Source organism: Streptomyces laurentii (assembly GCF_040635425.1).
GTDB lineage: Bacteria > Actinomycetota > Actinomycetes > Streptomycetales > Streptomycetaceae > Streptomyces > Streptomyces laurentii.
On record NZ_JBEYHT010000069.1, the window covers coordinates 1 to 25,026 of the forward strand.

Below are 25,026 nucleotides of genomic sequence, written 5' to 3' on the forward strand. Positions count from 1 at the left end.
CTGCCACCGGACAGGGGCAGGACCCCGGGCCGCGCGCCGCCGCCGTACAGCAGTCCCGCCGCACGGAGCGCGGGGCCGGCCCACTCGGGCCGGCCCTTCGAGGCGTGTACGGGAGCGGAGGCGCTGATCAGGCCATGGCGACCAGGATCCGGCGCTGCCCGGTGAACGCGCGGCGGCCGTGCGCGACCGCGACGTTGTCGACGAGCAGCAGGTCGCCGGCCTCCCAGGCGACATCCACGGCGGTCTTCATGCCGATCTCCTGGACGTGGGTGATGTACTCGGCCGGGATGGGGCTGCCGTCGGCGAAGAACGCGTTCTGCGGGAGTTCGTCCTCGGGGATGATCTCGGCGAGCGCGGCGGCGTCGTCGCCGAGTCCGGCGATGTGCCACTGGTCGGCCTGGTTGAACCAGACCTCCGTGCCCGTGACCGGGTGCTCCAGCGTCGCGCGGCGGAGCTGGGTGACGCGGAGGGTGCCGTCGGGCTGCCAGCTCCACTCGGCCTCGGCGCCGTCGAGGAACGTCTCGACCTCGGCCCGGTCCTCGGTCTCGAAGGTGGCCTGCCAGCTCTTGCCGAAGCCCATGCCGTCGTGGAGGTTCTGGGTGTAGCGGACGCCGGCGGCGAAGGCCGCCCGGATCTCCGGGTCGATGGACTCCAGCCACAGCCGGCCGTCGACGAGCGGGGTGGCACCGCCGGTGGCGGCCGCCACGTCGCAGAAGAACAGGATCCGGGAGGGCCAGGCGTGCGCGTACGACATCTCGTTGTGCATGGAGATCTCGAACTCGGCCGGGTACTCGGTGGAGGTGTAGAGGTTGCGGCCGACCTTGGTACGCGGCGAGTTGCCGTGGACGTACGCGAGACGGTTCGCCAGCAGCAGGTCGGCGGCGCCGTCGTAGCTGTCGGCGGTGATGCCGAAGCCGCGGAAGTAGACGGCGCGTTCCTCGGCCAGGAGCCGGGCGACGTCGGTGGCCCGCAGGTACTCCTCCAGGCCCTGCGGGGTGGCGTCGGCGCCCACGTCGGCGGGGCGCAGGATCCGGGGCAGCCAGGCGTTCTCGGTGGTCACGTGGAGTTCCTTTCAGGAGGGGGTCGCCGACGGGACGGCGTCCCCGGCAGGCTGGGAGGTCGTGGGCCGGGCGGCGCCGAAGTCGGGCGCGCGGCGGTCCCGGAAGGCGGCCACCGCCTCGCGGACGTCCGGCGAGTGGGCGGCGACGACCTGGACGGGGGCCTCCCTGTCGAGGGCGGCCGCCAGCGAAGGCGCGTCGGTGTTGGCCTGGAGCACCTGCTTGGTGAGGGCCAGGGAGACCGGGCTGTTCGCGGCGATCTCGGCGGCGAGGCCGAGCGCGGCGCCGGCCGGGTCGCCGGGGGCGGTCACCCGGCTCACCAGGCCGCGGGCGAGGGCCTCGTCAGCCGCCACGAACCGGCCGGTGAGCATCATGTCGGAGGCGAAGCCGAGGCCGGTGAGCCGGGGCAGCAGCCAGGAGGCGCCCATGTCGCCGCCGGAGAGTCCCATCTTCACGAAGGAGGCCCGGAAGCGGGCGCCGGGCGCGGCGAGCCGGATGTCGGCGGCGAGCGCCAGGGAGAGCCCGGCGCCGACGGCGGAGCCGTCGACGGCGGCGATCACGGTCTGCGGCAGGGCCGTGAGTCCGGTGACCGCCTCGGCCTGCCGGTGCAGCAGGTCGAGCAGGGTGAGCGGAGGCAGCGCGGCGATCCGGCCGACCTCGTCGATGTCGTACCCCGCGCAGAAGGTGCCCCCGGCGCCGGTCAGGACGAGCACTCGTACGGAGGGGTCGGCCCGCAGCTCGGCGCAGAGGTCCGTGAGGCGGGCGAACAGCTCCTCGTTCAGGGCGTTCTTGCGGGCGGGCCGGTTCAGGGTCGCCGTGACGACGCCCGGGAGGGGGCGGGTGACCAGGAGGGAGGGTTCAGACGCGTTCACGTGTGCGCTCCTCCGTGTGGCGGGCGACGAAGTCCAGGGAGGCGGGCAGAGCTCCGTCGACGAACCGCCAGTCGTGGCCGCCGGGCCGCTCGTGGTACGTGACCTCGTGGCCGCGCTCGCGCAGCGCGTCGCGGACCCGGCGGTTCATGGCCCGCATCCGGTCGTGGTCCTCGGTGCCGATGTCCAGGTAGAGGGCGGGCGGCGGGGTGTGGCCGTCCTTCCCGATCAGGCGGTACGGGTCGTACCGCCGCCGGGTCTCGCTGCCGGGCGGACCCCAGACCCGCTCGTGGCACTCCACGGTGGGCATGGCGAATCCGGGGTCCGAGCGGAACGCCGCGTACGGGTCCCCCGTCCGCAGCGGCGCCTCGAAGGCCCCGGCGTGCGAGGCGACCGCTCCGAAGACGTCGCGGTGCCGCAGCCCCAGGTAGAGCGCGGCGGCCCCGCCCATGGAGAAGCCTCCGACGGCGCGTCCGGAGCGGTCGGCTCGGGTGTGGAACGCCGTGTCGATGGCCGGCACGAGTTCGTGGACGAGGTGGTCCTCGTACCGCAGCCCGGCGTGGTCGTTGACGAACCAGCGGCGTCCGCTCTGCGGCAGGACGACGATGGTCCGGCCGGCGCCGACCAGGTCGACGAGACGGGTGTTGACGATCCAGGTCTCCTTGCTGCCGCCGTAGCCGTGCAGCAAATACAGGACGGGGTGGGCGGGTCCGTCCTCGCTGTAGCAGCCGGGCAGGACGATGTTGACGCCCTTGTCGCGGCCGAGCAGCCGGCTCGGCAGGCGCGGGGTGAGCACGCGCGCGGTCACGCCGCCTCCTGGAGGGAAGGGGCGGCCAGGGCCCGGCGGTCGATCTTGCCGGTCGAGGTGCGGGGGAAGGAGCCGGCGAGGTGGAAGGCGGCGGGGACCATGTAGCGCGGGAGGGCCGCCCCGCAGTGGGCGCGCAACTCCGCGGGGTCGGGGGCCGCGCCGTCGGCGGGCACCACGTGGGCGTGGAGTTCCTGGTCGCCGTCGGCGTCCGGGACGGCGACGCAGACCGCCTCGTGGACGTCGGGCAGCCGCATCAGGACCGCCTCGATCTCCTCCGGTTCGACCCGGTACCCCCGGATCTTGATCATGTGGTCGCGGCGGCCGAGGTAGCGGTAGCCGCCGCCCTCCAGCGACCGGACGAGGTCGCCGGTGCGGTGGATGCGGGCCGCTGTCCCGGGGGCCTCGGCGGGCGGGGTGCGGCCCCAGTAGCCGAGCATCACCGAGTCGCCTGTGACGCAGAGTTCGCCCTCGGCGCCCGGGACGTCCGGGACCGGCCGGCCGTCCCGGTCGAGCAGCCGGGTGTCGGCGTACGGGCAGGGGCGGCCGATGGGCGGGGGTGCGGTGCGGCCGGGGGCGAGGTCGGCGTCGGTGACCCGGTGGTGGGTGCAGACGTTGGTCTCGGTCGGGCCGTACAGGTTGTGCAGGGCGGCTCCCGGCAGCGCCGCGCGCAGCCGCCGCAGGTGCGCGAGCGCGAACGGCTCGCCCGCGAAGAGCACGGTCCGCAGCCGTGAACTCTCCAGCAGAGAGCGGTTCTTGGCGTCGAGCATCCGGATGAGGGCGCCGGGTACCGAGTACCAGACGGTGACGCCCTCCTCGGCGACCAGCCGGTTGAGCGCCGGGCCGAGGGCCCGCTGGTGCTCGGGCACGAGGACGAGGCAGGCGCCGGCGCTCGCGGCGGCGAAGACGTCGAAGACGGAGAGGTCGAAGTGGACGGGGGCGTGGGAGGACAGCCGGTCCTCGGCGGTCAGCCCGAACTCGGTCACGGTCCAGCCGACGAACGCGAGGGCGTTGCGGTGGGAGAGCATGACGCCCTTGGGCGTGCCGGTGGAGCCGGAGGTGTAGAGGATGTAGGCGAGGTCGTCGGGGCCGACGGCGGCGGGCGTGAACCCGTCGGGCGCCGGCCGGTCCACGGCCCGCGCCCAGCTCGTCGACCGGAGCGCCGGGACGCCGGGCGGGACGGGCGGCGCGGGCGGCGCGGGCGGCGCGGGCTCGTCGCCGACGAGGACGGCCGTGCGCAGCGCGGCGGGAACGCCGTGCTTCTGGAGCAGCGCGAGCCGGGGCGCGTCGGTGACCAGGCAGCGGACGGCGCAGTCGCCGAGGATGTACCCGGCGCGGGCGACGGGCGTGGCCGGGTCGACCGGCACGTACGCGGCCCCGCACTTGAGGATCGCGTGGAGGGTCACGAGGGTCTCGGTCGACTTGCCGAACCACAGACCCACCCGGTCGCCGGGGCGGACGCCCTGCTCGCGCAGGGTCGCGGCGAGCGCGGTGGCCGCCCGGTCCAGGCCGGCGTAGTCGGTGGAGCGGCCCCGGTGACGTACCGCCTCGGCCGTGGGCCGGGTGGCCGCGGCGCGGGTCAGCAGCTCATTCAGCGTGCGCATGGCGGACTCCAGCGGGGCGGGGGGACGCGGCGCGGGCGCGGGTGGTGAGGCCGAGCTTCTCGGCGATCACCATCCGTTGCATGTCGGAGGTGCCGGAGGAGATCCGGGTGCCGAGCGCGTCGCGCAGATTCCGTTCGACATCGGTGTCGGTGGTGTAGCCGAGGCCGCCGTACACCTGGAGGGCGTCGAGGAAGGTCTCGACGGCGGACTCGCTGGTACGGAGCTGGGCCGCCTCGGCGTAGTGCGAGGCGACATCCCGCTCCAGGTCACAGGCGGCCCGGTGGGTGAGCAGCCGGGCCTCGTCCAGCCGGATCCGCATCTCGACGATGCGGTGGGACACGGCCTGGAACCTGCCGATGTTCCGGCCGAACTGCTCGCGGGTGCGCGCGTACTGGACGCAGTCGTCGATCTGCCGTCCCATGGTGCCGAGCAGCGGCGCCAGGATCAGCGAGCGTTCCCAGGCCATGGTGGCGGCGAGGACGCGGGAGCCCTGTTTCTCCGCGCCGAGTCGCGCGGAGAGCGGGACGCGGCAGCCGCTGAGGGTGATCTCGCCCCAGGGCGCGGTGCGCAGTCCGGCCTTCTCGTAGCGGGTCTCGACGGTCAGCCCCGCCTGGTCGCGGTCGACGAGGAAGGCGGTGACGCCGGTGAATCCGAGGGCCGGGTTGACGGTGGCGTACACGAGGAAGACGTCGGCGAGGGGCGCGTTGGTGATGAAGCGCTTGGTGCCGTCGAGTACGTAGGTGTCCCCGTCGCGGCGGGCGGTGGCGGTGAGAGAGAGGGCGTCGGAGCCGGAGCCGGCCTCGGTGATGGCGTGGGCGCCGATCAGCCGGCCGTCGCAGAGCCCGGGGAGATAGCGGTTCTTCTGCTCCTCGCTCCCGAAGAGCAGCAGCGGGATCTCGGCGGCCCAGATGTGCGCGCCGAGCGCGATCATGAGGCCGTTGTCCCGGCAGCCTTCGCCCAGGCCCTCCAGCGCGCGGGCGCAGGTCAGCGGGTCCAGGCCGAGCCCGCCGTAGGCGCGGGGCACGGGAAGGCCGAGGACTCCGGCGTCGGCGCAGCGCTGCCAGTCGCCGGGCTGGAGCGTCCCGGTGCGTTCCCGGGCCGGGAGGTCGGCGCCGAGGTCCCGGCCGAGCCGGCGGAAGCGGTCGGCGAGGGCGGTCTGTTCCTCGGTGGGGTCGAAGGTCACGGGCGGCCGCCGACCGGGTCGAGGGCGGGCAGCCCGGCCAGCGAGGCGGCGATGTGGCCGTCGGAGACCACGTGGTCCTCCAGGGTGCCCGCCAGGTACTGGTCGTACGCGGACAGGTCGAGCAGACCGTGGCCGCTGACGTTGAAGAGGATGACGCGCGGCCGGTTCTCCTCGCGGGCCCGTACGGCCTCGTCGACGGCGCACTTGACGGCGTGCGCGGACTCGGGGGCGGGGATGAGGTTCTCCGTGCGGGCGAAGAACGCTCCCGCCTCGAACACCTCCTTCTGCCCGTAGGCCACGGCCTCCATCAGGCCGCGGTCGTAGAGGGCGCTCACCAGCGGCGCGGCGCCGTGGTAGCGCAGCCCGCCGGCGTGTACGCCGGGCGCGACGAAGGTGTGGCCGAGGGTGTACATCTTCGTCATGGGAGTGGTGCCGGAGAAGTCGTTGTAGTCCCACGCGTAGCGGCCCCGGGTCATCTTGGGGCACGCTTCGGGCTCCACCGCGACCAGCCGGGTCGCGGCTCCGGTGCGCAGCTTCTCGCGGTGGAAGGGGAAGGCGAGACCGGCGAAGTTGCTGCCCGCGCCCATCGCGCCGATGACCACGTCGGGGAACTCCCCCGCCGACTCCATCTGGAGCAGGGCCTCTTCGCCGATGACCGTCTGATGCAGCAGGACGTGGTTCTCGCCGCTGCCGACGGAGAAGGCGCCGCGGGTCACGCTCCGGGCGTGTTCGAGGGCCTCGGCGTTGGCGATGGCGACGCTGCCGTCGCCGTCGGGCGAGGCGGCGAGCAGGGCGCGGCCCGCCTCGGTGGTGCCGCTCGGACTCGGGATGACGCGGGCGCCGTTGAGCTCCATCAGCACCCGGCGGTAGGGCTTCTGCCGGTAGCTGCAGTTCACCATGAAGACGGTGCAGGCGAGGTCGAGGGCGTGGCAGGCCATCGACAGCGCGGTGCCCCACTGGCCGGCGCCGGTGCCGGTGGTGATCTCCTGGACGCCGGCCTTCTTGTAGTAATAGGCCTGCGCGAGAGCCGAGTTGAGCTTGTGACTGCCGGAGGCGTTGGCGCCCTCGTACTTGTAGTAGATGTGCGCGGGGGTGTCGAGCGCCTGCTCAAGGCGGTGGGCACGGATCAGCGGGGTGGGGCGCCAGCGCTGGTACTGCGCGCGTACCGGGTCGGGGATCCTCACATGGCGCTCGGTGCCGACACTGCCGCGGTACATGGAGAGCGGGATGTTGGCCCCGGTGGAACCGCGGTCGGCCGTCCGCGCGTCGCCGTCCGGCTGTGCGGCGGGCCGGGCCCGGCGGACGTCGGAGGACGACACGTCGAGGTCGGCGAGGATGTTGTACCAGTGGGTCGGGACGTCGTCCTCGTCGAGAAGGTACTGGTTGCGCACGGCCCTCATGCCGGGATCTCCCTCCGCGGGCCGGCGACATGCCGGCGGACGAGCTCGATCAGGTCGCCGACGGTCTCCAGGTCGGCCTCCATGACGTCCTCGTCCTCGACGTGGCCGCCGAACTCGGTCTCCACGGCGAGCAGGAGCTGGAGCAGGTTGAGCGAGTCGAGCTGGATCATCGGCGAGTAGAGCGAGGTCTGCGCACCGATGTCCTGAGGGTCGAGCCGGAGATCGAGGGCGTCGACCATGAGTGCGCGGACCTTCGTGGCCACGTCGTCGTCGGGCAGCATGTCGAAAGGCTCCTTGGGGGCAGGAAATGCGTCGGGCCGGGATGACTTCGTGCGAGCGGCACCGTCATGACGCCGGAGAAGGATTCCCGCGACGGCCGACAGCCGGGGGCGCGGGAAAGCCGGGGAAAGGCGGGAAAAGACGGGGTTACGGAAAGGGGGATACGGGGGGTCAGTGCGGGGCGGCGAGAACGCGGGCGACGTCCGTGACGATCTCGCTCCCCATCACGAGAGAGAAGTGGTCACCAGGGAAGACCCGCAGGGCGAATTCCCCGGACGTCGCGTCCGACCAGGCGGCGGCGTGCGCGACGGGCACGCCCGGGTCGGCGTCCCCCACGTACGCCGTCACCGGCACGGTCACCGGCCGTGCCGCGGCGGGGCGGTAGGTCTCGATCAGCGTCAGGTCGGCGCGGAACGACGGCAGCAGCAGGGCCAGCAGCTCCGGCTCGGCGACCACCGCCGGGTCCATGCCGCCGAGCGCGAGCAAGCCCTCGACCATGGCCTCGTCGCCTTGGAGATGGAGGTCCCGGCCGCCCCGGGGGCTGAGCGGCGAGCCGTGTCCCGAGACGAACAGGTGTAGCGGCCGGGCCCGGTACAGCGCCTCCAGACGCAGGGTGACCTCGTACGCGAGGGCCGCGCCCATGCTGTGGCCGAGCAGCGCGACCGGCCGGTCGAACAACGGCAGCAGCTCCCGCGCCACGCTGTCGGCGAGCGGCGCCATGGCGCCGACGCACGTCTCCCCCAAGCGGTCCTGCCGCCCGGGGTACTGCACCGCGACGAGTTCCACGTCGTCCGGCAGGGCGTCGGCCCAGCCGTAGAACGCGCCGGCGGTACCGCCCGCGTGCGGCAGGCACACCAGACGGATCCTCGGCGCGAACACCGGGCGGGGCCGGCGCAGCCAGAGCCCGTCCGGGCCGGCGGCATTCGGGGCACGTACCGGGCTGGGTATCACTGGCGGCCTGCTTCCCTGGGCTTCTCGAACGGCCGGGACTCACCCGTCCCGGCATTTCAAGTACCGCACCCTAACGTCATTCCACGGCTCGTCAACACCCGATTCGGGCGGCAGTTTCGCCGTGCAGAACTCATCCAGTCCACCGACGTCCGGACTCCGTACATTGGTCCGCCGTCACGTCGCGAATTTCCTCCCTGTTGCCCGTCGCCGGAGAAATTCCGCTCATTCGATCCTGCCGAAAGAGAACCGTCACGCCATGAATTCCCTCCCTCTGCGCCAGGTCTATGTCGACGGCCGGTGGACCGCCCCGCGCGCCACCGGCACGATCTCCGTGGAGAACCCGGCGACCCTGCGGATCGTCGGCGAGGTCCCGGACTGCGGCAGCGAGGACGTCTGGCGCGCGGTGGACGCCGCCCGACGGGCGCTGCCCGGCTGGGCGGCGACCGGCGTCGAGGAGCGCGCGGCGGCCCTGACGGCGCTGCGCGAGGCCCTGGTGAAGCACCGGGACGAGCTGGCGGAGACCGTCACCCGGGAGATGGGGGCACCCCTCGCGTTCTCCCGGCGCGTCCAGGCGGGCCTGCCGGTGCGGGTACTCGACGGCTTCACGGCGGAGCTCGCCGCGGCCACCGCCGAGGAACGGATCGGGCACTCCCTCGTGGTGCGCGAGCCGGTCGGCGTGGTCGGCGCCATCACCCCGTGGAACTACCCCCTCCACCAGGCGGTCGCCAAGATCGGCGCCGCCGTCGCGGCGGGCTGCACCCTGGTGCTCAAGCCGAGTGAACTCGCCCCGCTCTCCTCCTGCTTCCTTGCGACGCTCATCGACGGGATCGGGCTGCCGCCGGGCGTCTTCAACCTCGTGCCCGGCCGGGGCACGACGGCGGGCGCCGCGCTGACCGTCGACGACGGCGTCGACCTGGTGTCCTTCACGGGGTCGCTGGAGGCCGGCCGGAAGGTCGGCGCGGCAGCGGCCGGTACGGTCAAGAAGACCTGCCTGGAGCTGGGCGGCAAGTCCGCCACGCTGGTCCTGCCGGACGCCGACCTGGTCACCGCCGTCGAGGACGGGGTCCACAGCGCCCTGCACAACGCGGGACAGACCTGCACCGCCCGCACCAGGCTGCTGGTGCCGCGGGCGCGGCTGGACGAGGCCCTGGACATCGCCCGTGCGGTCGTCGCCGGCTACGTGCCGGGCGACCCCGAGGATCCGGCGACCCTGCTGGGCCCGCTCGCCTCCGCCGGGCAGCGGGAGCGGGTCCTCGGCCATCTGGCGCGGGCCGCCCGCTCGGGCGCCCGCCAGGTCGCCGGCCAGGACATCGCGGCCGCACTGCCCCCGACCGGGCATTACGTGGCGCCGAGCGTCTGGGCGGACGTCAGCCCGTCCATGCCGCTGGCCCGTGAGGAGATCTTCGGCCCCGTTCTCGCGGTCATGGCGTTCGAGGACGACGACGAGGCGGTGTCGCTCGCGAATCACTCCGAGTACGGCCTCGCCGCCACCGTGTGGTCCGGCGACCGGGATCGCGCCCTCGCCGTGGCCCGCCGGCTCCGGGTGGGCCAGGTCGACGTCAACGGCGCCAAGTTCAACGCCGCCGCTCCGTTCGGGGGTTACAAGCAGTCCGGCATCGGCCGGGAACTCGGCCGGCACGGCATCCGGGAGTTCCAGGAAGTCAAGTCCCTCCAACTCCCGGTCTGACCCTGCTCGGTGGCCGCCACCGGACCGAGGCCCCCTTCTCCCTCCCCCTGTTCCCTGCACCTCGACTCGAAACGACGGGTGACACCGTGTCCCTGCGCATGCCGCACATCCATGTCGAATTCCCTCCGGAACTCAGTCCGTTCGCCGACCGGGCGGAGGCCGGCGCCCGGGCCTTCGTGGCCCGCTTCGGCCTCGCCCCCGACGAGGCCGCCCGCCACCACCATGAGCGCTCCCTGCTCGGCACCCTGATGGGCAGGGCGTACCCGCACTCCGGCGCCGAGGAGCTCCAGCTCGTGACGGACTGGATCAGCTGCATGCTGGTCCTGGACGACCAGTTCGACGAGACCTCCCTCGGCACGGAGCCGGAGCGGCTGCGCGAGGTCTGCGACGAGGTCCTCGGCTGGTTCACCGAGGACGGCTCCGTCGACGACGCCGGCCCGGCGGCACACTCCCTGACCCGGGTGTTCCGCCCCGCCTACGCGGACCTGTGGCGCCGCACCGTCCCGCTGACCTCGCCGGCCTGGCGCCGCCGGCTCGCCGCGCACATCGGGGCCTTCTTCGACACCTGCGTGTGGGAGTCGGAGAACCGGCTCGCGGGCCGTGTCCCCGGCCTGGACGAGTACATCGCCCACCGGGGCCGCGCGCTCATGCCGTACCTCGACCTCATCGAGGTCACCACGCACTTCGAGGTGCCGGAGGAGATCTACACGCTGCCGGCCTTCGCCGAGATGAACGCGGCGCTGTCCGACGCGGACCTGTGGACCAACGACCTCTTCAGCTGCGAGAAGGAGGCGCTGCTCGGCGACCCGCACAACCTTGTCCTGGTCCACCGGCACGCCCACGGCACGGACCTGCAGACCGCCGCGGACGCCGTCGGGGAGATGGTGCAGGGCCGCTTCGACCGTTTCACCGAGCTCAGTTCCTCCTTCGCGAAGCTCCTGACGCCCGCGCAGCGCGCGCTCTTCCCGACGGACCGCCTGGAGCGCCACGTCGCGGGGCTGCGGAGCTGGCTCACCGGCCAGCTCCAGTGGCGCTTCGAGACGCTGCGGTTCGACCCCACGCGGCCCGAGGTCACCAGCACCGCGGGGTCCACCCCGCTGTAGGCGCGCGTCGTCGACCGACTTCCCCCACCGTGACCCACCGTGAACGGGGTACGCATGCGAGACCGTTACGCGACACTCAGACATCTGGAGACCCTCGACCCGAAGGCGGACCACCAGGAGATCCACCGCATATCCTCCGACCGCGAGTTCCCCTGGGACTACGGCCGGGGGCTCGAGGTGGCGATCTGGCGCACCTGTTGCGTGCCCGCCATCTCCGACGTCCTGGACGGCAGCGGCGAGTTCGCCCTGCGCGCCCAGAAACGTTACGACGACACGCGGATCCTGCTCGGCGAACTGGTCCGCGGGGGCTACGACTCCACCCGCGGGCGCCAGGCGATCCGGCAGATCAACCAGGCGCACCACCGGTTCGACATCGCCAACGAGGACATGCTGTACGTCCTGTCGACCTTCGTCTTCGAGCCGGTCCGCTGGATCGACCGCTGGGCCTGGCGGCCGACCTCCGAGACGGAGCGGCTGGCCGCCTTCTACTTCTTCACCGGGGTCGGCAAGCGGATGAACATCCGTGAACTCCCTACCGACTACGACTCGTTCGAGCAGTTCAACCGCGAGTACGAGCGGGCCCGCTTCCAGCGGGCCGCGAGCAACCACCGCGTCGGCACCAACATCCTGGGCCTCTACGCGTCCTGGTACCGGCGCCCGGTCAGCGATCTGGTCGCGGCCACGCTGCCGTGCCGGCTGGACGCACCCGCGCTCGACGCCCTCGGCCTGCCCGTCCCGCCCCGGTGGGTACGGGCCGTCCACCGCGCCGGGCTGCGCGGCCACGCGGGGGCCGAGCGCGTCGCGCCGCGGCTGATGGCACGGCTGATGACCCGGCCGACCGCGCGGACGTACCCGGGCTACCCGCACGGTTACGACCTCGCCGACATCGGTCCCCAGCGGACCGTCCCGCCCGTGCGGCAGCAGCCGACGGCCCGTGTCGACAGCCTCAAGGACTGAGCACATGACCGAGACCACAGCCCTCGCGGCGCCCTTGGCGGCCATCGGCGACACGCCCCTGCGGCCGGTCGTCGTCCCCCTCGGCGACCGGACCGTGCGGATCTGGCTGAAGCTGGAGGCCGAGAACCCCTTCGGGTCGATCAAGGCCCGTACGGCGGAGGCCCTGTTGAACGCCCTGGAATCGAGCGGGGCGCTGCGTCCGGGGATGCGGGTGGTCGAGTCGACCTCCGGCAACCTGGGCGTGGCCCTCGCCGGCCTCTGCCGGCATCGCGGCTACCGCTGCACGCTGGTGGTGGAGCCGAGTACGCCGCCCGCCAGTGTCGCGCGGATGCGCGGGTACGGCGCCGAGGTGGTGACCGTGCGCGAGGTGCCGGGCGGCCGGACCCTCGGGGCCCGGCTCCAGGCCGTACGGGAGATCGTGGCGGCCGACTCCGACGCCGTGTGGACCGACCAGTACGACAGCCCCGCCAACCCCGGGGTGCACGAGTGGCAGACCGCCGCGGAGCTGATGAAGGCCGCGCCGGACGGCCGGTTCGACGCGGTCGCCGTGGCCGTGTCGACCGGGGGCACGCTGGCGGGGATCGCGCGGTTCTTCCGCGACCACGCCCCGGACACCCGGGTGATCGCGGTCGACGCGGTGGGATCCTCGGCGCTCGGCGGGGCCCCGGCCGACCGGCCGTTCAAGCTGATGGGCTTCGGCTCCGGACAGGTGTCGGGCTTCATCGATCCGCGGCACGTGGACCATGTGGTGCGGCTGACGGACCAGGCGGCCGCCGCGGCCTGTGCGCTGATCGCCTGTCGGACCGGGATCTCCCTCGGCGGCAGCGGCGGCGCCGCGGTGCTCGCCGCGGTCTCCCGGGCGCTCCTCGACCCGTCGCTGCGGGAGATCACCTGCGTCTGCCCGGACAGCGGGGAGAAGTACCCGCAGCTCCGCGACGCCCCGGCCGACGGCGGTCCCGGCTGCGCGGGGGACATCCGCGCGGCCCTGGGCCTGCTGGACCGGGTGCGTACGGGGGAACCGTCCGCGTCCACCCCGCCGAGCCGGCCGAACCCCCGGAAGGGAACGCACTGATGACACCGCACGACGACACGACGCTCACCTATCTGGACAGCGCCGACGTGGCCCGGCTCTGCGACGGACTGCCCGTCGCCGACCTGGCGCACGACACGCTGCTCGCCTACCGGCGCAAGGAGGCGGGGCTCACCCCCGAGGCCGCGCTGCGCTGGACCACCCCGTCCGGGGCGTCGGCGCGCAGCCTCGTCCTGCCCGGCTGGGCGGACGGCGCGTACGGCTGCAAGATCATCAACGCCTCGCTGGGCAACCGGCTCCTCGGCCGCCCGCGCGCCGCCGGGCTGGTCGTGCTCGACGACCCGGAGACCGCGCGACCGGTCTGCATCATGGAGGGCGGCCGGATCAGCGCCCTGCGCACCGCCGGTGTCTCGGTCGCCGCGCTGCGCGCCGTACGCGACCTGGCGGCCGTCCGGCGGGTGGCCTTCCTCGGCTGCGGCCGGCAGGCCGAGGTCCACCGGGAACTGCTGGCGAGCGCCTGCCCCGGCGTCGAGGAGCTGTTCGTGTACGACCAGGACGCGGGCCGGGCCGAGGAGCTCGCCGGCCGCTGGCGCGCGGCGGACCCGGCGGTCGCCGTCACGGTGACCGCGGACGCCCGCGCCGCCGTCGAGCGGGCCCAGGTGACGGTGGCGGTGACGACGACCACCGAGCCGTACGTGGAGCTGGACTGGGTGCCGGCGGGCGGGACCTTCGTCAACGTGTCCCTCGACGACGCGGCGGAGAGCCTGCTCCTGGGCTGCGACCATCTGTTCGTCGACGACTGGGAGCTGGTCGTCGACGACGACCACCGGCTGCTGGGCAAGCTGGCCCGGGCCGGCCGCGTCACCGGTCCGGGGACCGCCGCCCCGGCGGGCGGCCGGTCGGTGGACGCCTCCCTGCCGGAGCTGTTCGCCGGCGACTACGCGCGGACGGTCGCCGCGGACGACCGGGTGGTGATCAACCCGTTCGGCATGGGCGTCCAGGACATCGCGCTGGCCGCCGCCGTGTACGCGCGGGCCGTCGAGCAGGGCGTCGGCCTCTCCCTGGCCCACTGATCCAGGGGCCGGTACGGCAATCCCCCACCCCGCCCGGCCCCTCGTACGACCGTGGCCCCGCCGGATTCCCGGCGGGGCAGCTCCGTGCGTGCCGGTGCGGTGGGGTTCACCGGATGCGGTGGCTCTCCCAGAAGGGGGTCAGGTCCTTGTCGGTCATGGACTGGGCCGTCTTCTTGAAGTCGGCGGTGGTCGCGACGCCGTACCAGTGGTCGGCGGCGTAGCGCTTGAGGACACGTGCCATCGTGGCGGCACCGACCGTGCGTTCGAGGTCCGCCAGGGCGCAGGGGCCGGAGCCGTACACGACGCGCTGGAACCAGCCGGGCCGTCGCGACCAGTCGGCCATCGAGCTGGTGAGCGCGGCATCCTCGTCGGGCCAGCCCTCCGGGTCCCAGCAGTCGAGGGTGTCCCAGCCGTAGAAGCGGCCGTTGGCGTACTGGGCGAAGCTCTCGTCCAGCCAGGGCGTGCGGTACTCGTCGTTGCCGACGATGCCGTACCACCACTGGTGGGCCACCTCGTGGACGACGGCATTGCCCTCCTCGGTGGTGCCGAGCAGGACCAGGCCGGGGTACTCCATACCGCCGCCGAACTGCGGGGTCATCACCAAGTCGAGTTCGCCGTAGGGGTAGTCGCCGAACTCCGCGCTGAACTGGTCGACGGCTGCGGCGCCGTCCCGGCGGGCCATCCGTACGCCCTTCGCGGGTGTGCCGGGCGCCCAGTACGACCTGATCCGGACCCCGCCGGGCGTGGTGTCCTCGGCGGTGCGGAACGGACCCGCCGCCCACGCGAAGTCCCGTACCCGGCGCGCGTCGCTGTGGGTGAGGGTGCGCCCCGGCTCGCCGGGCCTGGTGCTGGTGCGGCCGGTCGCCGGGACCCTGAGGCGCGACGGGTGGTCGAGCGTGACCTGGAAGTCGCCGGTCAGGGCGTAGAAGCTCTCGCCGGTCGACACGTACGGATCGAGGTGCCATCCCGTCGCGTCGTGTACGGCCAGTACGGGCAGCGCGTTGCCGAGGAAGCGGAACGCGCCCTCGCTGCCGAAGCGGTTGTTGCGGCTGGGCACGGTGAGGGACACGTCGAAGGAGACCGTCGTGCGCCGACCGCTTTCGAGTGGCCTGGGCAGGGTGATACGCAGCGCGGTGCATCCCACGCCGAGCGGGCCCGCCGTGCCGCCGCGCACCCGGGACACGGTGACGGCAGAGGGGCTGCCGGAAGTGCCGCAGCCGTCCTCACCGTTGCCCCACAGCCGCAGGTACACCTCGCGCAGGGGTTGCCCGGACGCGTTGCGGAACGACACACGCTCCCGGCCGCTCCAATGACTGCCGTCGGAGTCCGCGCGCAACGTGACGTCGTAGCGTGCGCGATCGGGCGTCGCGGCCGTGGCTTCCGGGGCAGCCTCGGCGACACCGGATCCCACTATGACGAGCAGCGAGAGCAAGGCAACCAGCCTGCGGCGTAGGCCAGTTGATGGCAATGCGGTCATGAACGGCATGGCAGCCAATCGTGCCACAGCACTTCCGCCATGGGCCCTTGCGCACGAGAAGCGAACGAGTCGTTTCCGCTCGTCTCAGCAGGGGCGGGAGGAAGGGCCGTCGAAGCGGGCCCAGATCGGCGTCCAGTCGCGGGTGTACAGGACGAGGTTGGTGTCGGCCTGGACCCGCAGCCAGGCCCCCAGATCGCCGCACCTGTTCGTGCCCGTGGCCCACATCGGGTTGCCCGCGCCGTCATAGATGACGACGTTGCCGTCCCGCTGCATCCACAGCGACGCGTTCGAGCCACGGGTTCCGGTCTGCCACTTCGCCGTGTAGAACGGGGCGCCGTGGAAGTAGAGGACGACATTGCCGTCGCTCTGCATCCACAGCTCGTACCAGCCGCCCGGTTCGGTGTTGACGGCGATGTACGTGTTCGGCGTCAGGCACTCGCCGGGGGCGAGGTAGTCGTGGTACCCCCAGCCCTGTGGGGGCGTGGTGCAGTCGTAGTCGGGGAACGCCTGAGCCGTCACGCCGCCCGCGGCCGTCGACGGCCGTGAAAGCAGACGTCTCCGCTGCGCTTCCCGCAAGGTCGGAAGGCCCTTGAGAGACGCGGACGGCAGCGCGGGGACCTTGGTGTCCCCCTTCTTCGGCCAGTCGGACCTGCCGGGCCCCGGGTGGGCCATGCCGGAGATCGTGTGCGAGGCCGGGTGCGAGCGGCCGGCAGACGCCGCTCTCTCGGCTCCGGAAGCAGTCGATACACCGGTGGCGCCAAGCACGAAGGCGGCGAGCGCGACACCTGCCATGGTTCGTCTGAGGTTCATACCGACATGCCACCGCACGGTGTTCAAGAATCGGTCAACAGGCGATAAACGGGGCCGGATATGTCATTGCGGCCACTGGGCCAGTCAGCTCCACACGAAGCGGCTCCGCCGAAAGGTGGGCCGGGCGAGCCGGACACGGACGTACCCGGCGACGCCCCAGACTCCGCCTGAAGGCCGCCCCGCTCGGACGCTCACGGGACGGTCGGACCAGCAAGAGCAGCCGCAGGCTCGGGCGATCAGCCGCGGTCGAGACGCGGCAGCGACGCACAGAGGTGCTCGGGCATTTCCGGCAGGGCTTTGTGGATCCCGCCGCACCCCGCATCGCCGCTCGTGGCGACCGGCCGCCAGCCAGAGGAGTCCGCCTGGTAGAACCAGCGCCGGGAGACGCTGGAGGAGGAGCATCCGTCGCCGGCGTCTCCGCACGCCGGCCCCATCCGGGTCGACAGGTCCAGCACCAGCCAACTGCCGTCGCAGCCGCGTTCCTCCCAGCTCGTATGCTTGGGGATGTCCGTGTCGTTGACCGCCTGTCGGTACGAGGACGAGGTGCAACGCGGCGGCGTGGGGTCGCAGCCGTTCTCACCGCACTGCCGCAGGGCGGGTAGCACGGCACCGACGGGGGTGTACACGTCCATGCTGTTCACCATGACCCTGCGGGAGCCCAAGGGCTCGCCCAGCTTCACCGTCGCTTCGACCCGCCGTGTGCCGGTGCAGCCGGAGCCCTGGTCCAGGGAACGGGTCTCATACGTGACCTTCACGTAGACCACGCCGTGCTCGACGGTGTCGAGCTCACCACGCAGGCCGCGCACACAGTCGCGTGCCCCGTCGGGCACTTCGGCATCGACCACCAGAGACCGGCCGCCGTCGGCGGCACGGACGCCGTCGATGCGAATCGGAGCGGCGAGCGTCCAGGCGGCGGCCGTGACCGCTTCTGTCGCCTCCGCGTGGGTCTCGGCGGTCTTGGAACCGCAGCCGGCGAGAACCACCAGGGCCACGCCGAGCACGACCACCCATATCCCCCGCTGCCACATGCCATGTCCCCCATCCGCCGAAAATGCGCAGCCTAGCGTGCCCCCAGGCGTCCCTCACCGTCTCCTCCCGGACCGCCTGCGGGGCGGATCCAGGCCGAGCACGTCGTCCGGGGCAGGGAAGACGCCGCAGCGGTGACTCGCCGCGACGGCTCCCCAAGATCCGTGCTGGTTCCCGTCCGCACGGGAGCGGTGACGGGGACCCCCGCGAGCGGTCCGTGGCCGCCACCGGGGAGCGTCTCACCGTCCAGCGTGACCTGGATGACCTCCCGCGCCCCCGGCTACGCCCCCCTCAAAAGGAAGCGAAGTCGTCGACACGGCAGACATGGCCTGACACGACACGAGGTCAGTAGGACTTCGGCAGCCCCAGGGTGTGATGCGAGACGAAGTTGAGGATCATCTCCCGGCTCACCGGGGCGATCCGCGCCACCCGGGAGAGCGTCAGCAGCGAGGCAAGCCCGTACTCGGTCGTGAGGCCGTTGCCGCCCAGGGTGTGGATCGCCTGGTCGACGGCATGGGCGCAGGCCTCGGCGGCGGCGTACTTGGCCATGTTGGCGGCCTCGCCCGCGGCCATGTCGTCGCCCGCGTCGTAGAGTGAGGCGGCCTTGCGGGTCATCAGCCGGGCGAGTTCCAGCTCGATGTGGATCCGGGCGAGCGGGTGGGCGACGGCCTGATGAGCGCCGATCGGAGTGGACCACACCTGCCGGGTACGGGCGTAGTCCACGGCCTTGTCCAGGGCGTACCGGCCAAGGCCGACGGCGAACGCGGCGATCATGACGCGTTCGGGGTTCAGCCCGGCGAAGAGCTGCTGGAGCCCCGCGTCCTCCTCGCCGACCAGCGCGTCCGCGGGCAGCCGCACGTCGTCCAGGACGAGTTCGAACTGCCGCTCCGGGGCGCCGAGTTCCATCGGGATCTGGTGATGGGCGAAGCCCGGAGTGTCGCGCGGGACGACGAAGAGACAGGGCTTGAGGCGGCCGGTGCGGGCGTCCGCCGTCCGGCCCACGATCAGGGTGGCGTCGGCCTCGTCGACCCCGGAGACGAAGACCTTCCGGCCGGTGAGCAGCCAGTCCGTGCCGTCCCGGCGGGCGGTGGTGGTCAGCCGGTGGGAGTTGGATCCGGCGTCCGGCTCCGTGATACCGAAGGCCATCCGGGAGGAGCCGTCGGCCAGTCCGGGCAGCAGCCGGCGCTTCTGCTCCGGGGTACCGAAGCGGCTGATGACCGTGCCGCAGATGGCGGGCGACACCACCAGCATGAGCAGCGGGTTGCCGGCCGCGCCGAATTCCTCCATGACGAGGGAGAGTTCGGTGATGCCGCAGCCCCCGCCGCCGTACTCCTCCGGCAGGTTGACCCCGAGGTAGCCGAGCCGTCCCGCCTCCGCCCAGAGCTCCTCCGGGGAGCGAGGGTCGGGGCCGGCGTCGCCCCGGCCGCGCGCGAACGCGGCGACGGCCTCCCGCAGCGCCCGGTGCTCGGCGCTCTCCGCGAACGCGCCGCGCCCGCTCATCGGTCCGACTCCAGCTCCAGCTCCGCGAGGATCTCGTCGGTGTGCTCGCCGTGCCCGGGAGCGGCGCCGCGCAGCGAGTCGAGTCCGGCGCCGAACAGGACGGGAAAGCGGACCTGCCGGCGCGGCTCCTCGGTCGGCGACCCCGGCAGGGTGCCGACCAGGTCGCGGGCGGCGACGTGCGCGTCGGCCAGGAACGCGTCGGCGGTCTCGTACACCGGCGCCCAGGGCAGATCCAGATCCAGTCCGGCGAGCGCGGCACACCACCAGGCCAGGTCGCGGCGGGCGAAGACGCCGGTGAGCAGCTCCCGGATCCGCCCACGGGCCCGGGTGCGCGCGGTGCGGCGGTCGTACGCGTCGTCGTCGAGCTCGGGGAACTCCCCGGCGAAGGCCGTGCGGAAGGTCAGCCAGAACTTGTCCTCGAAGGTCGCGAGCGCGATCCGGCCGCCGTCGGCGGCGGTGAACACGTCGTTGTCACCGGTGACCAGGGGGCTGTCGGCGGCGTCGGGCAGCGTGCGCAGGGGCAGCGCGAGCGGCCCGGCCCAGGCGGCGGCCGCCTCGTGCAGCGACACGTCGAGGTGCTGGCCGTGGCCGGTGGTGCGGGCGGCGGCGACCGCGACCGCGGTGGACAGCGCCGCGTACATCGCTCCGGCGAGGTCGGCGATCCTCAGGCCCACCCGGTCGACGCGCTCGCCTGGGCGGTGCGGCACGGCGAAGAAGCCCGACAGGGCGAGGAAGTTGAGGTCGTGGCCGGGCCGGGCGGCGTACGGGCCGTGCTGTCCGAAGCCGGTGATCGAGCACAGCACCACCCGCGGGTTGGCCTCGCGCAGCCGCGCGTACCCGAGGCCCATGGCGTCGAGGACGCCGGGCCGGTGGCTCTCCACCACGGCGTCGCTGCGCTCCACCAGACGCAGCAGGGTGTCCCGCCCGGCCGGGTCGCGCAGGTCCAGGACGAGGGAGCGCTTGTTGCGGTTGAGCGCCGCGAACGTCTCCGGCTCGACCAGCCGGCCGTAGTCGCCGCCGTCCGGGCTCTCCACCTTGATCACGTCGGCGCCGAGGTCGGCCATCAGCACCGTGGCGAATCCGCCGGGCAGCAGCCGCGAGAGATCGAGGACCCGTATGCCGTCCAGGGCCGGCCAGCCCGCCGTCACTTCCACTGCGACTCCTTTCGTTCCCGCGGCCTCCGGTCGAGGGCGGGCCCCAGCGGGCGCACGCTACCGGCGGCGGGGCGGCCGGTCCTGGACGGGATCTGCACGGCTCCTGCCTCCCTCCTCCGGTTCCCTCCCGGGAGGGAACGGCTTCCAGCCGCCGGGGGATCCGGCACCAGGGGCCCGCGCGATGGGATGGAGTCAGCGCCGGACGGACCGGCAGCCCACCGCCGAGGAGAGTCACCATGCAGGTCACCGCACCGGCCGCCCCGCGCACCGCCACCCCGCACGACGGCTTTCCGTACGCCGGTCTTCCGCACACCGGCCTTCCGCGCGTCGACGCCCTGCTCACCGAGTCGTTCCGCCCCGCGGACACCGAGGCGCCGCTCTCGGACCACACCGTCGGTTCCCTGCTCCGCGAGGTCGCCGCGGGCCAGCCGGACGCCCTCGCCCTGGAGTCGGTCCCGGACGACGGCGGCGTCCCGCGCCGCTGGACGTACGCCGAACTGCTCGCCGAGGCCGAGAGCGTGGCCGGCGGGCTGCGGCAGCGCGTCGGACTCGGCGCGCGGGTCGCCCTGTGGGCGCCGAACGTCCCGGAGTGGCCGATCGTCGCGTACGCGGCGGCGCTGGCCGGGGTGACGCTGGTGACGCTCAACCCGGCGCTGCGGGCCGGCGAGCTGACCCACGCCCTGCGCACCTCCGGGGCCGAGATGCTGATCCACGCCGATGTCGCCCGGGGCTACGACATGGCCGCGACGGTACGAGCGGTGACGCCGGGCCTGCCGGGGCTGCGGCACGTCGTACCGCTCGCCGCGTGGGAGTCGCTGCGGGGTGCCGCACCGCTGCCCTCGCGGGAGGAGATCGCCGCCGTCCCGGCGCAGATCCAGTTCACCTCCGGCACCACCGGCGACCCGAAGGCGGTGCTGCTCTCGCACCGGTCCGTGGTCAACGTGGCCCGGCTGACCTTCGAGGGGCTCGGCGTCCACGACGGCGCGACCGTGGTCTCCCCGCTGCCGATGTTCCACACCGCCGGCTGTGTCATCTCCTGCCTGGGGCCGCTGTGGAGCGGCGGTGTCTTCACGCTCCTGGAGCGTTTCGACCCCAAGGTCCTCTTCGAGGTGCTGCGCCGCTCCCCCGGCGCGGTGCTCACCAGCGTGCCGACGGTGCTGAGCGCCCTGAACGACGTGGCCCGCGCCGCCGACGGCGCGCCGGCCCGGCTCTCCTCCGTGCTCACCGGCGCGGCGCCGGTCCGCCCGCAGCTCATCACCGAGACCGAGGAACTGTTCTCCACCACGGTGTTCAACCTGTACGGGCAGACGGAGCTGGCCTCCGTGGTCACCCTGACCCGGCCGGACGACACCGCCGAGGACAAGACCGGCACCGTCGGCCGCCCGCTCCCCCACGTCGCGTGCAAGATCGTGGCCCCGGACACCGGCCGGGTGCGGCCGCTCGGCGTCCCCGGCGAGATCTGTGCCCGCGGCTACCAGCAGCTCCTCGCGTACTACGGCGACGCGGAGGCCACCGCGCGGAAGGTGGACGCGGACGGCTGGCTGCACACCGGGGACATCGGCTCGATGGACGCGACCGGCGCGGTCCGGATCGAGGGCCGGCTGAGCGATCTGATCATCCGGGGCGGCGAGAACATCGCGCCCGGGCCCGTCGAGTCCTTCCTCAGCACGCTGCCAGGCGTCCGCGATGCCGTGGTGGTGGGGGTGCCGGACGACCGGTGGGGCGAGATCGTCGCCGCGGTGCTGCTGCCCGCCGCCGACCGTCCGGAGGGCCCGGACGTCGAGGAGTGCGTCGCCCTGTGCCGTGAGCGGCTCTCCCCGCACAAGATCCCGGCCCGGTGGTATCTCGCGGACGGGCTGCCGTTGACCGCCTCCGGGAAGATCCAGAAGTTCCGGGTCCGGGAGCTGATCGCCGAGGGCGTCCTCCCCCGCCTCGACGCACCGCGCGCCTGACGCGCGGTAGCTGATCCCGCTCCTGGCACCCCGCCGGATCCCGGCCCTGACGCCCCGACGCCCCGTCTCCGACGCGCCACCCCTGACACCCCATCGCCCCGCCGACACACCTCGGAGCCCCCGCCATGAAGATCTCCATGCAGCTGAAGTACGACACCGACATCGTCGCCGCGGCCGGCCAGGTCGCCGAACTGGAGCGGGCCGGCCTGGACCTGGTCTGGGTGCCGGAGGCGTACGGCTACGACGCGCCCAGTTTCATGGGCTTCCTCGCCGCCCGTACCGAGCGGATCGAGATCGGCTCCGGCATCCTCTCGGTGTTCAGCCGGACGCCCGCCCTGCTGGCGATGACCGCGGCCGGCGTCGACGCCCTGTCCGGCGGGCGCTGCCACCTCGGCCTCGGCGCCTCGGGCCCGCAGGTCGTCGAGGGTCTGCACGGGGTGCCGTACACCGCGCCGGTGGCCCGGACCCGCGAGACGATCGAGGTGATGCGCGCCCTCTGGCGGCGCGACGAGCCGGTACGCCACCAGGGGCGCACGGTCACGCTGCCGCTGCCCGAGGGGCAGGGCACCGGCCTCGGCAAGCCGATGCGGCTGCTGACACCGCCGGTCCGCCCGTCCGTCCCGGTGTGGGTGGCCGCGCTGGGCCCGAAGAACGTCCGGATGGTCGCGGAGACCGCCGACGGCTGGCTGCCGCTGTTCTTCGTCCCCGAGTGGTGCGACCGGGTGTGGGGGCCCGCGCTCAAGGAGGGCGGCGCGGCTCGCGCACCCGAGCTCGGCCCGCTGCAGATCTCGGCGGGCGGCCTGCTCGCGATCGGCCCGGACGCCGAGCGGGCCCGGGAGCTGGCCCGCGGCCAGCTCGCGCTGTTCGTCGGGGGCATGGGCGCGCCCGGCCACAACTACTACTACGACCTGGTCAGCCGGTACGGCTACGCCCGTGAGGCGGAGACGATCCAGCGGCTGTTCCGGTCCGGCGACAAGGCCGGGGCCGCGGCCGCCGTGCCCGCCGCGCTGCTCGAGGCCACCACGATCTGCGGCACGGAGAGCTATGTGAGGGATCGCCTGGACGCCTACCGCGAGGCCGGGGTCACCCACCTCCAGGTCGTGCCGGTGCCGCGGGAGGGCGAGTCCGAGGCGGCGGTGGTCGCCCGTCTGAAGGACCTCGTCGGCTGACGGGCGCCGTGGGCCCGGGATCCCGGAGCCCGCTCAGCCCGCGCCGACGAACCCCGACTCGTACGCCAGGACCACCGCCTGCGTCCGGTCGCGCGCCCCCAGCTTCGCCAGGGTGCCGCTGACATGGGTCTTGACCGTCTGCACCCCCAGGAACAGCCGCTCGGCGATCTCCGCGTTGGACATCCCCCGCGCCATCAGCCGCAGCACCTCCGCCTCCCGCTCCGTGAGCTGGGCGCCGGCCAGCGCGTCGCCCGGCTCACGGGCCTGACGCCCCTGCACCAGCGAGCGGATGGCGGCGGGGAAGAGCACCGAGTCCCCGGTCGCCACGGTACGGACGGCCTGGACGATCTCGGCGGGCCGGGACCGCTTGAGCAGGAACCCCGACGCCCCTTCCCTGAGCGCCTCGTAGACGTAGTCGTCCCGCTCGAACGTGGTGATCACCAGGACCCGCGGCGGGTCGGCGACGGCGGCCATGAGATCGCGGGTCGCGGTGATGCCGTCGACGGTGGGCATCCGTACGTCCATGACGACGACGTCCGGGCGCAGTCTCCGGACGAGCGGCACGACCTCGCAGCCGTCGGAGGCCTCGCCGGCCACGGTGATGCCGGGGGCGTTGCCGAGGATGGCCGACATGCCGGCCCGGACGAGTTCCTCGTCGTCGACGAGGAGGACGGAGATGTCCATGATCACGATCCCAACCGCAGAGGGAGACGGGCACTGACGGTCCAGCGCCCCGAGGTGGCGCCGGCCGTGGCCCGGCCGCCCAGGAGCGCGGCGCGCTCCCGCAGACTGCGCAGCCCCTTGCCGGTGCCGGAAGCCCGCGGGGCCTCCTCCACCAGCCGGTTCGCGACGGTGAGCCGGACCTGTTCGCCGGTGACGTCCAGGTCGACGTCCACGGGTGAACCGGGCGCGTGCTTCATGGCGTTGGTGAGCGCCTCCTGGAGGATGCGGTACGCCTCGCGGGAGACCACGCCCGGGACGGCGTCGACGTCGGCGGCGGTCCGCGAGCGCACCGTGACGCCCGCCGCGCGGCTGGCCTCCAGGAGCTGCCCGACGTCAGCGAGCGTGGGCCGGACGGTACGGGCGGCCGGCTCGTCCTCCTTCAGATAGCCGAGGGTGCGCTCCAGGTCGTCCATGGCACGGCGGCCGGTGTCCTCGATGGCGGTCAGCGCCCGGATCACGAAGTCCCGGTCGACATCGATGAGTTCGCGGGCCGCGCTCGCCTGGAGCACGGTGGCCGTGAGGGCGTGGCCGATGGAGTCGTGGAGTTCGCCCGCGAGCCGGTTGCGGGCCAGCAGTCCGTCCGCCCGGCTCTCCGCCTCCGCGAGCCGTTCGGCCGTCGAGGGGCCCAGCAGTCGCCGCGCGAGGGCGAGTTGCACCTTCCCGGCCCAGACGACCAGCGCGAACGTGGCGAGCAGCAGCGGCGGCACCAGTCCCAGGTACCAGATGTGCCGGTGGCCGCCGGGGACGGTGACGCCGAGGACCGTCCGGGCACCTTCGACGGCGGGCGCGGTCGCCAGCGTTCCGGTGACGGACAGCAGTTGGGCGACGACACTGGCGACGAGCAGTCCCCACCAGCAGCGCAGCACCAGCCAGACGCTGGTGCGCCGGCGGTCAGAGAGACTGCGGGCGGGGGCACGGCCGATGTCGTTCTCGTCGTCCGGCACGAGCAGCAGCCGCGCCTGGATGCCCTCCGCGCGCCGCGTCCCCGGCACCAGGCCGATGAGCAGCAGGGGGATCACCGGCACGAGGGCGCAGGCCGCGAGGGTACGGACCAGGCTCTCGGTGATGCCGGGCCACACCAGCACGCAGGCCGGCCCCACGGCCGCGCCGAGCAGCAGATGGAGCCCGCGGGCGTACGTACGGCCCTGGCGCAGGGCGTCGTAAAGCGTCGACGGCAGACGCCTCATGGTGAATCGGCTCCCTCCCCGGGGGGAGG

At 73.3% G+C, this 25,026-nt stretch carries 22 protein-coding genes; 7 read left to right on the forward strand and 15 right to left on the reverse strand.

The window, feature by feature from the left end; translation table 11 throughout:
- Window positions 1–127 precede the first annotated feature (127 nt).
- The 8 genes from ABZ693_RS30525 to ABZ693_RS30560 all read right to left on the reverse strand — a co-directional run bounded on the left by ABZ693_RS30525 (window position 128) and on the right by ABZ693_RS30560 (window position 8,149).
- The gene (locus ABZ693_RS30525; RefSeq protein ID WP_359883943.1) at window positions 128–1,060 is read right to left on the reverse strand and encodes a TauD/TfdA family dioxygenase; all 933 of its coding nucleotides are present in this window, start codon (window positions 1,058–1,060) and stop codon (window positions 128–130) included.
- A gap of 12 nt (window positions 1,061–1,072) precedes the next feature.
- A complete protein-coding gene (locus tag ABZ693_RS30530) occupies window positions 1,073–1,930 on the reverse strand; it encodes an enoyl-CoA hydratase/isomerase family protein (RefSeq protein ID WP_359883945.1) in 858 nt (285 codons plus the stop codon).
- Window positions 1,917–2,735 (reverse strand): alpha/beta hydrolase, encoded by an 819-nt coding sequence (locus ABZ693_RS30535; RefSeq protein ID WP_359883948.1) that lies wholly within the window; start codon window positions 2,733–2,735, stop codon window positions 1,917–1,919. Before ABZ693_RS30535 ends, ABZ693_RS30530 begins: the two co-directional genes overlap by 14 nt.
- Complete coding sequence (locus ABZ693_RS30540; RefSeq protein WP_359883951.1) at window positions 2,732–4,336, reverse strand: amino acid adenylation domain-containing protein; 1,605 nt, start codon at window positions 4,334–4,336, stop codon at window positions 2,732–2,734. The genes ABZ693_RS30535 and ABZ693_RS30540 overlap by 4 nt, the downstream gene beginning before the upstream one ends.
- On the reverse strand, window positions 4,320–5,519 hold the full coding sequence (locus ABZ693_RS30545) for an acyl-CoA dehydrogenase family protein (protein ID WP_359883954.1): 1,200 nt from the start codon (window positions 5,517–5,519) through the stop codon (window positions 4,320–4,322). Before ABZ693_RS30545 ends, ABZ693_RS30540 begins: the two co-directional genes overlap by 17 nt.
- Window positions 5,516–6,919, reverse strand: a complete 1,404-nt coding sequence (locus tag ABZ693_RS30550) for a TrpB-like pyridoxal phosphate-dependent enzyme (protein ID WP_359883957.1) — start codon at window positions 6,917–6,919, stop codon at window positions 5,516–5,518. The genes ABZ693_RS30545 and ABZ693_RS30550 overlap by 4 nt, the downstream gene beginning before the upstream one ends.
- Complete coding sequence (locus ABZ693_RS30555; RefSeq protein WP_359883959.1) at window positions 6,916–7,200, reverse strand: phosphopantetheine-binding protein; 285 nt, start codon at window positions 7,198–7,200, stop codon at window positions 6,916–6,918. Before ABZ693_RS30555 ends, ABZ693_RS30550 begins: the two co-directional genes overlap by 4 nt.
- Before the next feature lie 169 nt (window positions 7,201–7,369).
- The gene (locus tag ABZ693_RS30560; protein WP_359883961.1) at window positions 7,370–8,149 is read right to left on the reverse strand and encodes a thioesterase II family protein; all 780 of its coding nucleotides are present in this window, start codon (window positions 8,147–8,149) and stop codon (window positions 7,370–7,372) included.
- A gap of 256 nt (window positions 8,150–8,405) precedes the next feature.
- Between ABZ693_RS30560 and ABZ693_RS30565 the strand changes: the two genes are divergently transcribed.
- From ABZ693_RS30565 to ABZ693_RS30585, 5 genes are all read left to right on the forward strand, one after another.
- Window positions 8,406–9,836 (forward strand): aldehyde dehydrogenase family protein, encoded by a 1,431-nt coding sequence (locus ABZ693_RS30565; protein ID WP_359883962.1) that lies wholly within the window; start codon window positions 8,406–8,408, stop codon window positions 9,834–9,836.
- A gap of 98 nt (window positions 9,837–9,934) precedes the next feature.
- The gene (locus ABZ693_RS30570; protein WP_359883965.1) at window positions 9,935–10,939 is read left to right on the forward strand and encodes a terpene synthase family protein; all 1,005 of its coding nucleotides are present in this window, start codon (window positions 9,935–9,937) and stop codon (window positions 10,937–10,939) included.
- Between the two features lie 54 nt (window positions 10,940–10,993).
- Window positions 10,994–11,896 (forward strand): DUF2236 domain-containing protein, encoded by a 903-nt coding sequence (locus ABZ693_RS30575; protein WP_359883968.1) that lies wholly within the window; start codon window positions 10,994–10,996, stop codon window positions 11,894–11,896.
- A gap of 4 nt (window positions 11,897–11,900) precedes the next feature.
- The gene (locus ABZ693_RS30580) at window positions 11,901–12,968 is read left to right on the forward strand and encodes a PLP-dependent cysteine synthase family protein (RefSeq protein ID WP_359883971.1); all 1,068 of its coding nucleotides are present in this window, start codon (window positions 11,901–11,903) and stop codon (window positions 12,966–12,968) included.
- The gene (locus ABZ693_RS30585; RefSeq protein WP_359883973.1) at window positions 12,968–13,999 is read left to right on the forward strand and encodes an ornithine cyclodeaminase; all 1,032 of its coding nucleotides are present in this window, start codon (window positions 12,968–12,970) and stop codon (window positions 13,997–13,999) included. The genes ABZ693_RS30580 and ABZ693_RS30585 overlap by 1 nt, the downstream gene beginning before the upstream one ends.
- Window positions 14,000–14,105: 106 nt before the next feature.
- On the opposite strand, the gene ABZ693_RS30590 is transcribed toward ABZ693_RS30585, so the two are convergent.
- The 5 genes from ABZ693_RS30590 to ABZ693_RS30610 form a co-directional block, all read right to left on the reverse strand.
- Complete coding sequence (locus ABZ693_RS30590) at window positions 14,106–15,476, reverse strand: M1 family metallopeptidase (protein ID WP_359883976.1); 1,371 nt, start codon at window positions 15,474–15,476, stop codon at window positions 14,106–14,108.
- 84 nt (window positions 15,477–15,560) lie between these two features.
- Window positions 15,561–16,148, reverse strand: a complete 588-nt coding sequence (locus ABZ693_RS30595) for a hypothetical protein (protein WP_359883979.1) — start codon at window positions 16,146–16,148, stop codon at window positions 15,561–15,563.
- Window positions 16,149–16,522: 374 nt separating this feature from the next.
- Window positions 16,523–17,293: a hypothetical protein gene (locus ABZ693_RS30600; RefSeq protein ID WP_359883981.1), complete on the reverse strand. Its 771-nt coding sequence runs from the start codon at window positions 17,291–17,293 to the stop codon at window positions 16,523–16,525.
- Between the two features lie 364 nt (window positions 17,294–17,657).
- Complete coding sequence (locus tag ABZ693_RS30605; protein ID WP_359883984.1) at window positions 17,658–18,812, reverse strand: acyl-CoA dehydrogenase family protein; 1,155 nt, start codon at window positions 18,810–18,812, stop codon at window positions 17,658–17,660.
- Window positions 18,809–19,966, reverse strand: coding sequence for a CaiB/BaiF CoA transferase family protein (locus ABZ693_RS30610; RefSeq protein ID WP_359883987.1), 1,158 nt, complete (start codon window positions 19,964–19,966; stop codon window positions 18,809–18,811). Before ABZ693_RS30610 ends, ABZ693_RS30605 begins: the two co-directional genes overlap by 4 nt.
- A 236-nt stretch (window positions 19,967–20,202) precedes the next feature.
- On the opposite strand from ABZ693_RS30610, the gene ABZ693_RS30615 reads away from it, so the two are divergent.
- Both ABZ693_RS30615 and ABZ693_RS30620 read left to right on the forward strand, forming a co-directional pair.
- On the forward strand, window positions 20,203–21,918 hold the full coding sequence (locus ABZ693_RS30615; RefSeq protein WP_359883990.1) for a class I adenylate-forming enzyme family protein: 1,716 nt from the start codon (window positions 20,203–20,205) through the stop codon (window positions 21,916–21,918).
- Window positions 21,919–22,043: 125 nt separating this feature from the next.
- Window positions 22,044–23,087 (forward strand): LLM class F420-dependent oxidoreductase, encoded by a 1,044-nt coding sequence (locus tag ABZ693_RS30620; RefSeq protein WP_359883993.1) that lies wholly within the window; start codon window positions 22,044–22,046, stop codon window positions 23,085–23,087.
- Between the two features lie 33 nt (window positions 23,088–23,120).
- Here the strand turns inward: ABZ693_RS30620 and ABZ693_RS30625 are convergent, their stop codons facing one another.
- A complete protein-coding gene (locus ABZ693_RS30625) occupies window positions 23,121–23,771 on the reverse strand; it encodes a response regulator (protein ID WP_359883995.1) in 651 nt (216 codons plus the stop codon).
- 2 nt (window positions 23,772–23,773) lie between these two features.
- On the reverse strand, window positions 23,774–24,997 hold the full coding sequence (locus tag ABZ693_RS30630; protein ID WP_359883998.1) for a sensor histidine kinase: 1,224 nt from the start codon (window positions 24,995–24,997) through the stop codon (window positions 23,774–23,776).
- Between the last annotated feature and the right edge of the window lie 29 nt (window positions 24,998–25,026).

Excerpts from the sequence above, each read along its gene's own strand:
- ABZ693_RS30540 (WP_359883951.1), bottom strand. The coding sequence starts at position 4,336 with ATGCGCACGCTGAATGAGCTGCTGACCCGCGCCGCGGCCACCCGGCCC.
- ABZ693_RS30550 (WP_359883957.1), bottom strand. The coding sequence starts at position 6,919 with ATGAGGGCCGTGCGCAACCAGTACCTTCTCGACGAGGACGACGTCCCG.
- ABZ693_RS30555 (WP_359883959.1), bottom strand. The coding sequence starts at position 7,200 with ATGCTGCCCGACGACGACGTGGCCACGAAGGTCCGCGCACTCATGGTC.
- ABZ693_RS30565 (WP_359883962.1), top strand. The coding sequence starts at position 8,406 with ATGAATTCCCTCCCTCTGCGCCAGGTCTATGTCGACGGCCGGTGGACC.
- ABZ693_RS30570 (WP_359883965.1), top strand. The coding sequence starts at position 9,935 with ATGCCGCACATCCATGTCGAATTCCCTCCGGAACTCAGTCCGTTCGCC.
- ABZ693_RS30575 (WP_359883968.1), top strand. The coding sequence starts at position 10,994 with ATGCGAGACCGTTACGCGACACTCAGACATCTGGAGACCCTCGACCCG.
- ABZ693_RS30580 (WP_359883971.1), top strand. The coding sequence starts at position 11,901 with ATGACCGAGACCACAGCCCTCGCGGCGCCCTTGGCGGCCATCGGCGAC.
- ABZ693_RS30585 (WP_359883973.1), top strand. The coding sequence starts at position 12,968 with ATGACACCGCACGACGACACGACGCTCACCTATCTGGACAGCGCCGAC.
- ABZ693_RS30590 (WP_359883976.1), bottom strand. The coding sequence starts at position 15,476 with ATGACCGCATTGCCATCAACTGGCCTACGCCGCAGGCTGGTTGCCTTG.
- ABZ693_RS30595 (WP_359883979.1), bottom strand. The coding sequence starts at position 16,148 with ATGGCCCACCCGGGGCCCGGCAGGTCCGACTGGCCGAAGAAGGGGGAC.
- ABZ693_RS30605 (WP_359883984.1), bottom strand. The coding sequence starts at position 18,812 with ATGAGCGGGCGCGGCGCGTTCGCGGAGAGCGCCGAGCACCGGGCGCTG.
- ABZ693_RS30615 (WP_359883990.1), top strand. The coding sequence starts at position 20,203 with ATGCAGGTCACCGCACCGGCCGCCCCGCGCACCGCCACCCCGCACGAC.
- ABZ693_RS30620 (WP_359883993.1), top strand. The coding sequence starts at position 22,044 with ATGAAGATCTCCATGCAGCTGAAGTACGACACCGACATCGTCGCCGCG.
- ABZ693_RS30625 (WP_359883995.1), bottom strand. The coding sequence starts at position 23,771 with ATGGACATCTCCGTCCTCCTCGTCGACGACGAGGAACTCGTCCGGGCC.
- ABZ693_RS30630 (WP_359883998.1), bottom strand. The coding sequence starts at position 24,997 with ATGAGGCGTCTGCCGTCGACGCTTTACGACGCCCTGCGCCAGGGCCGT.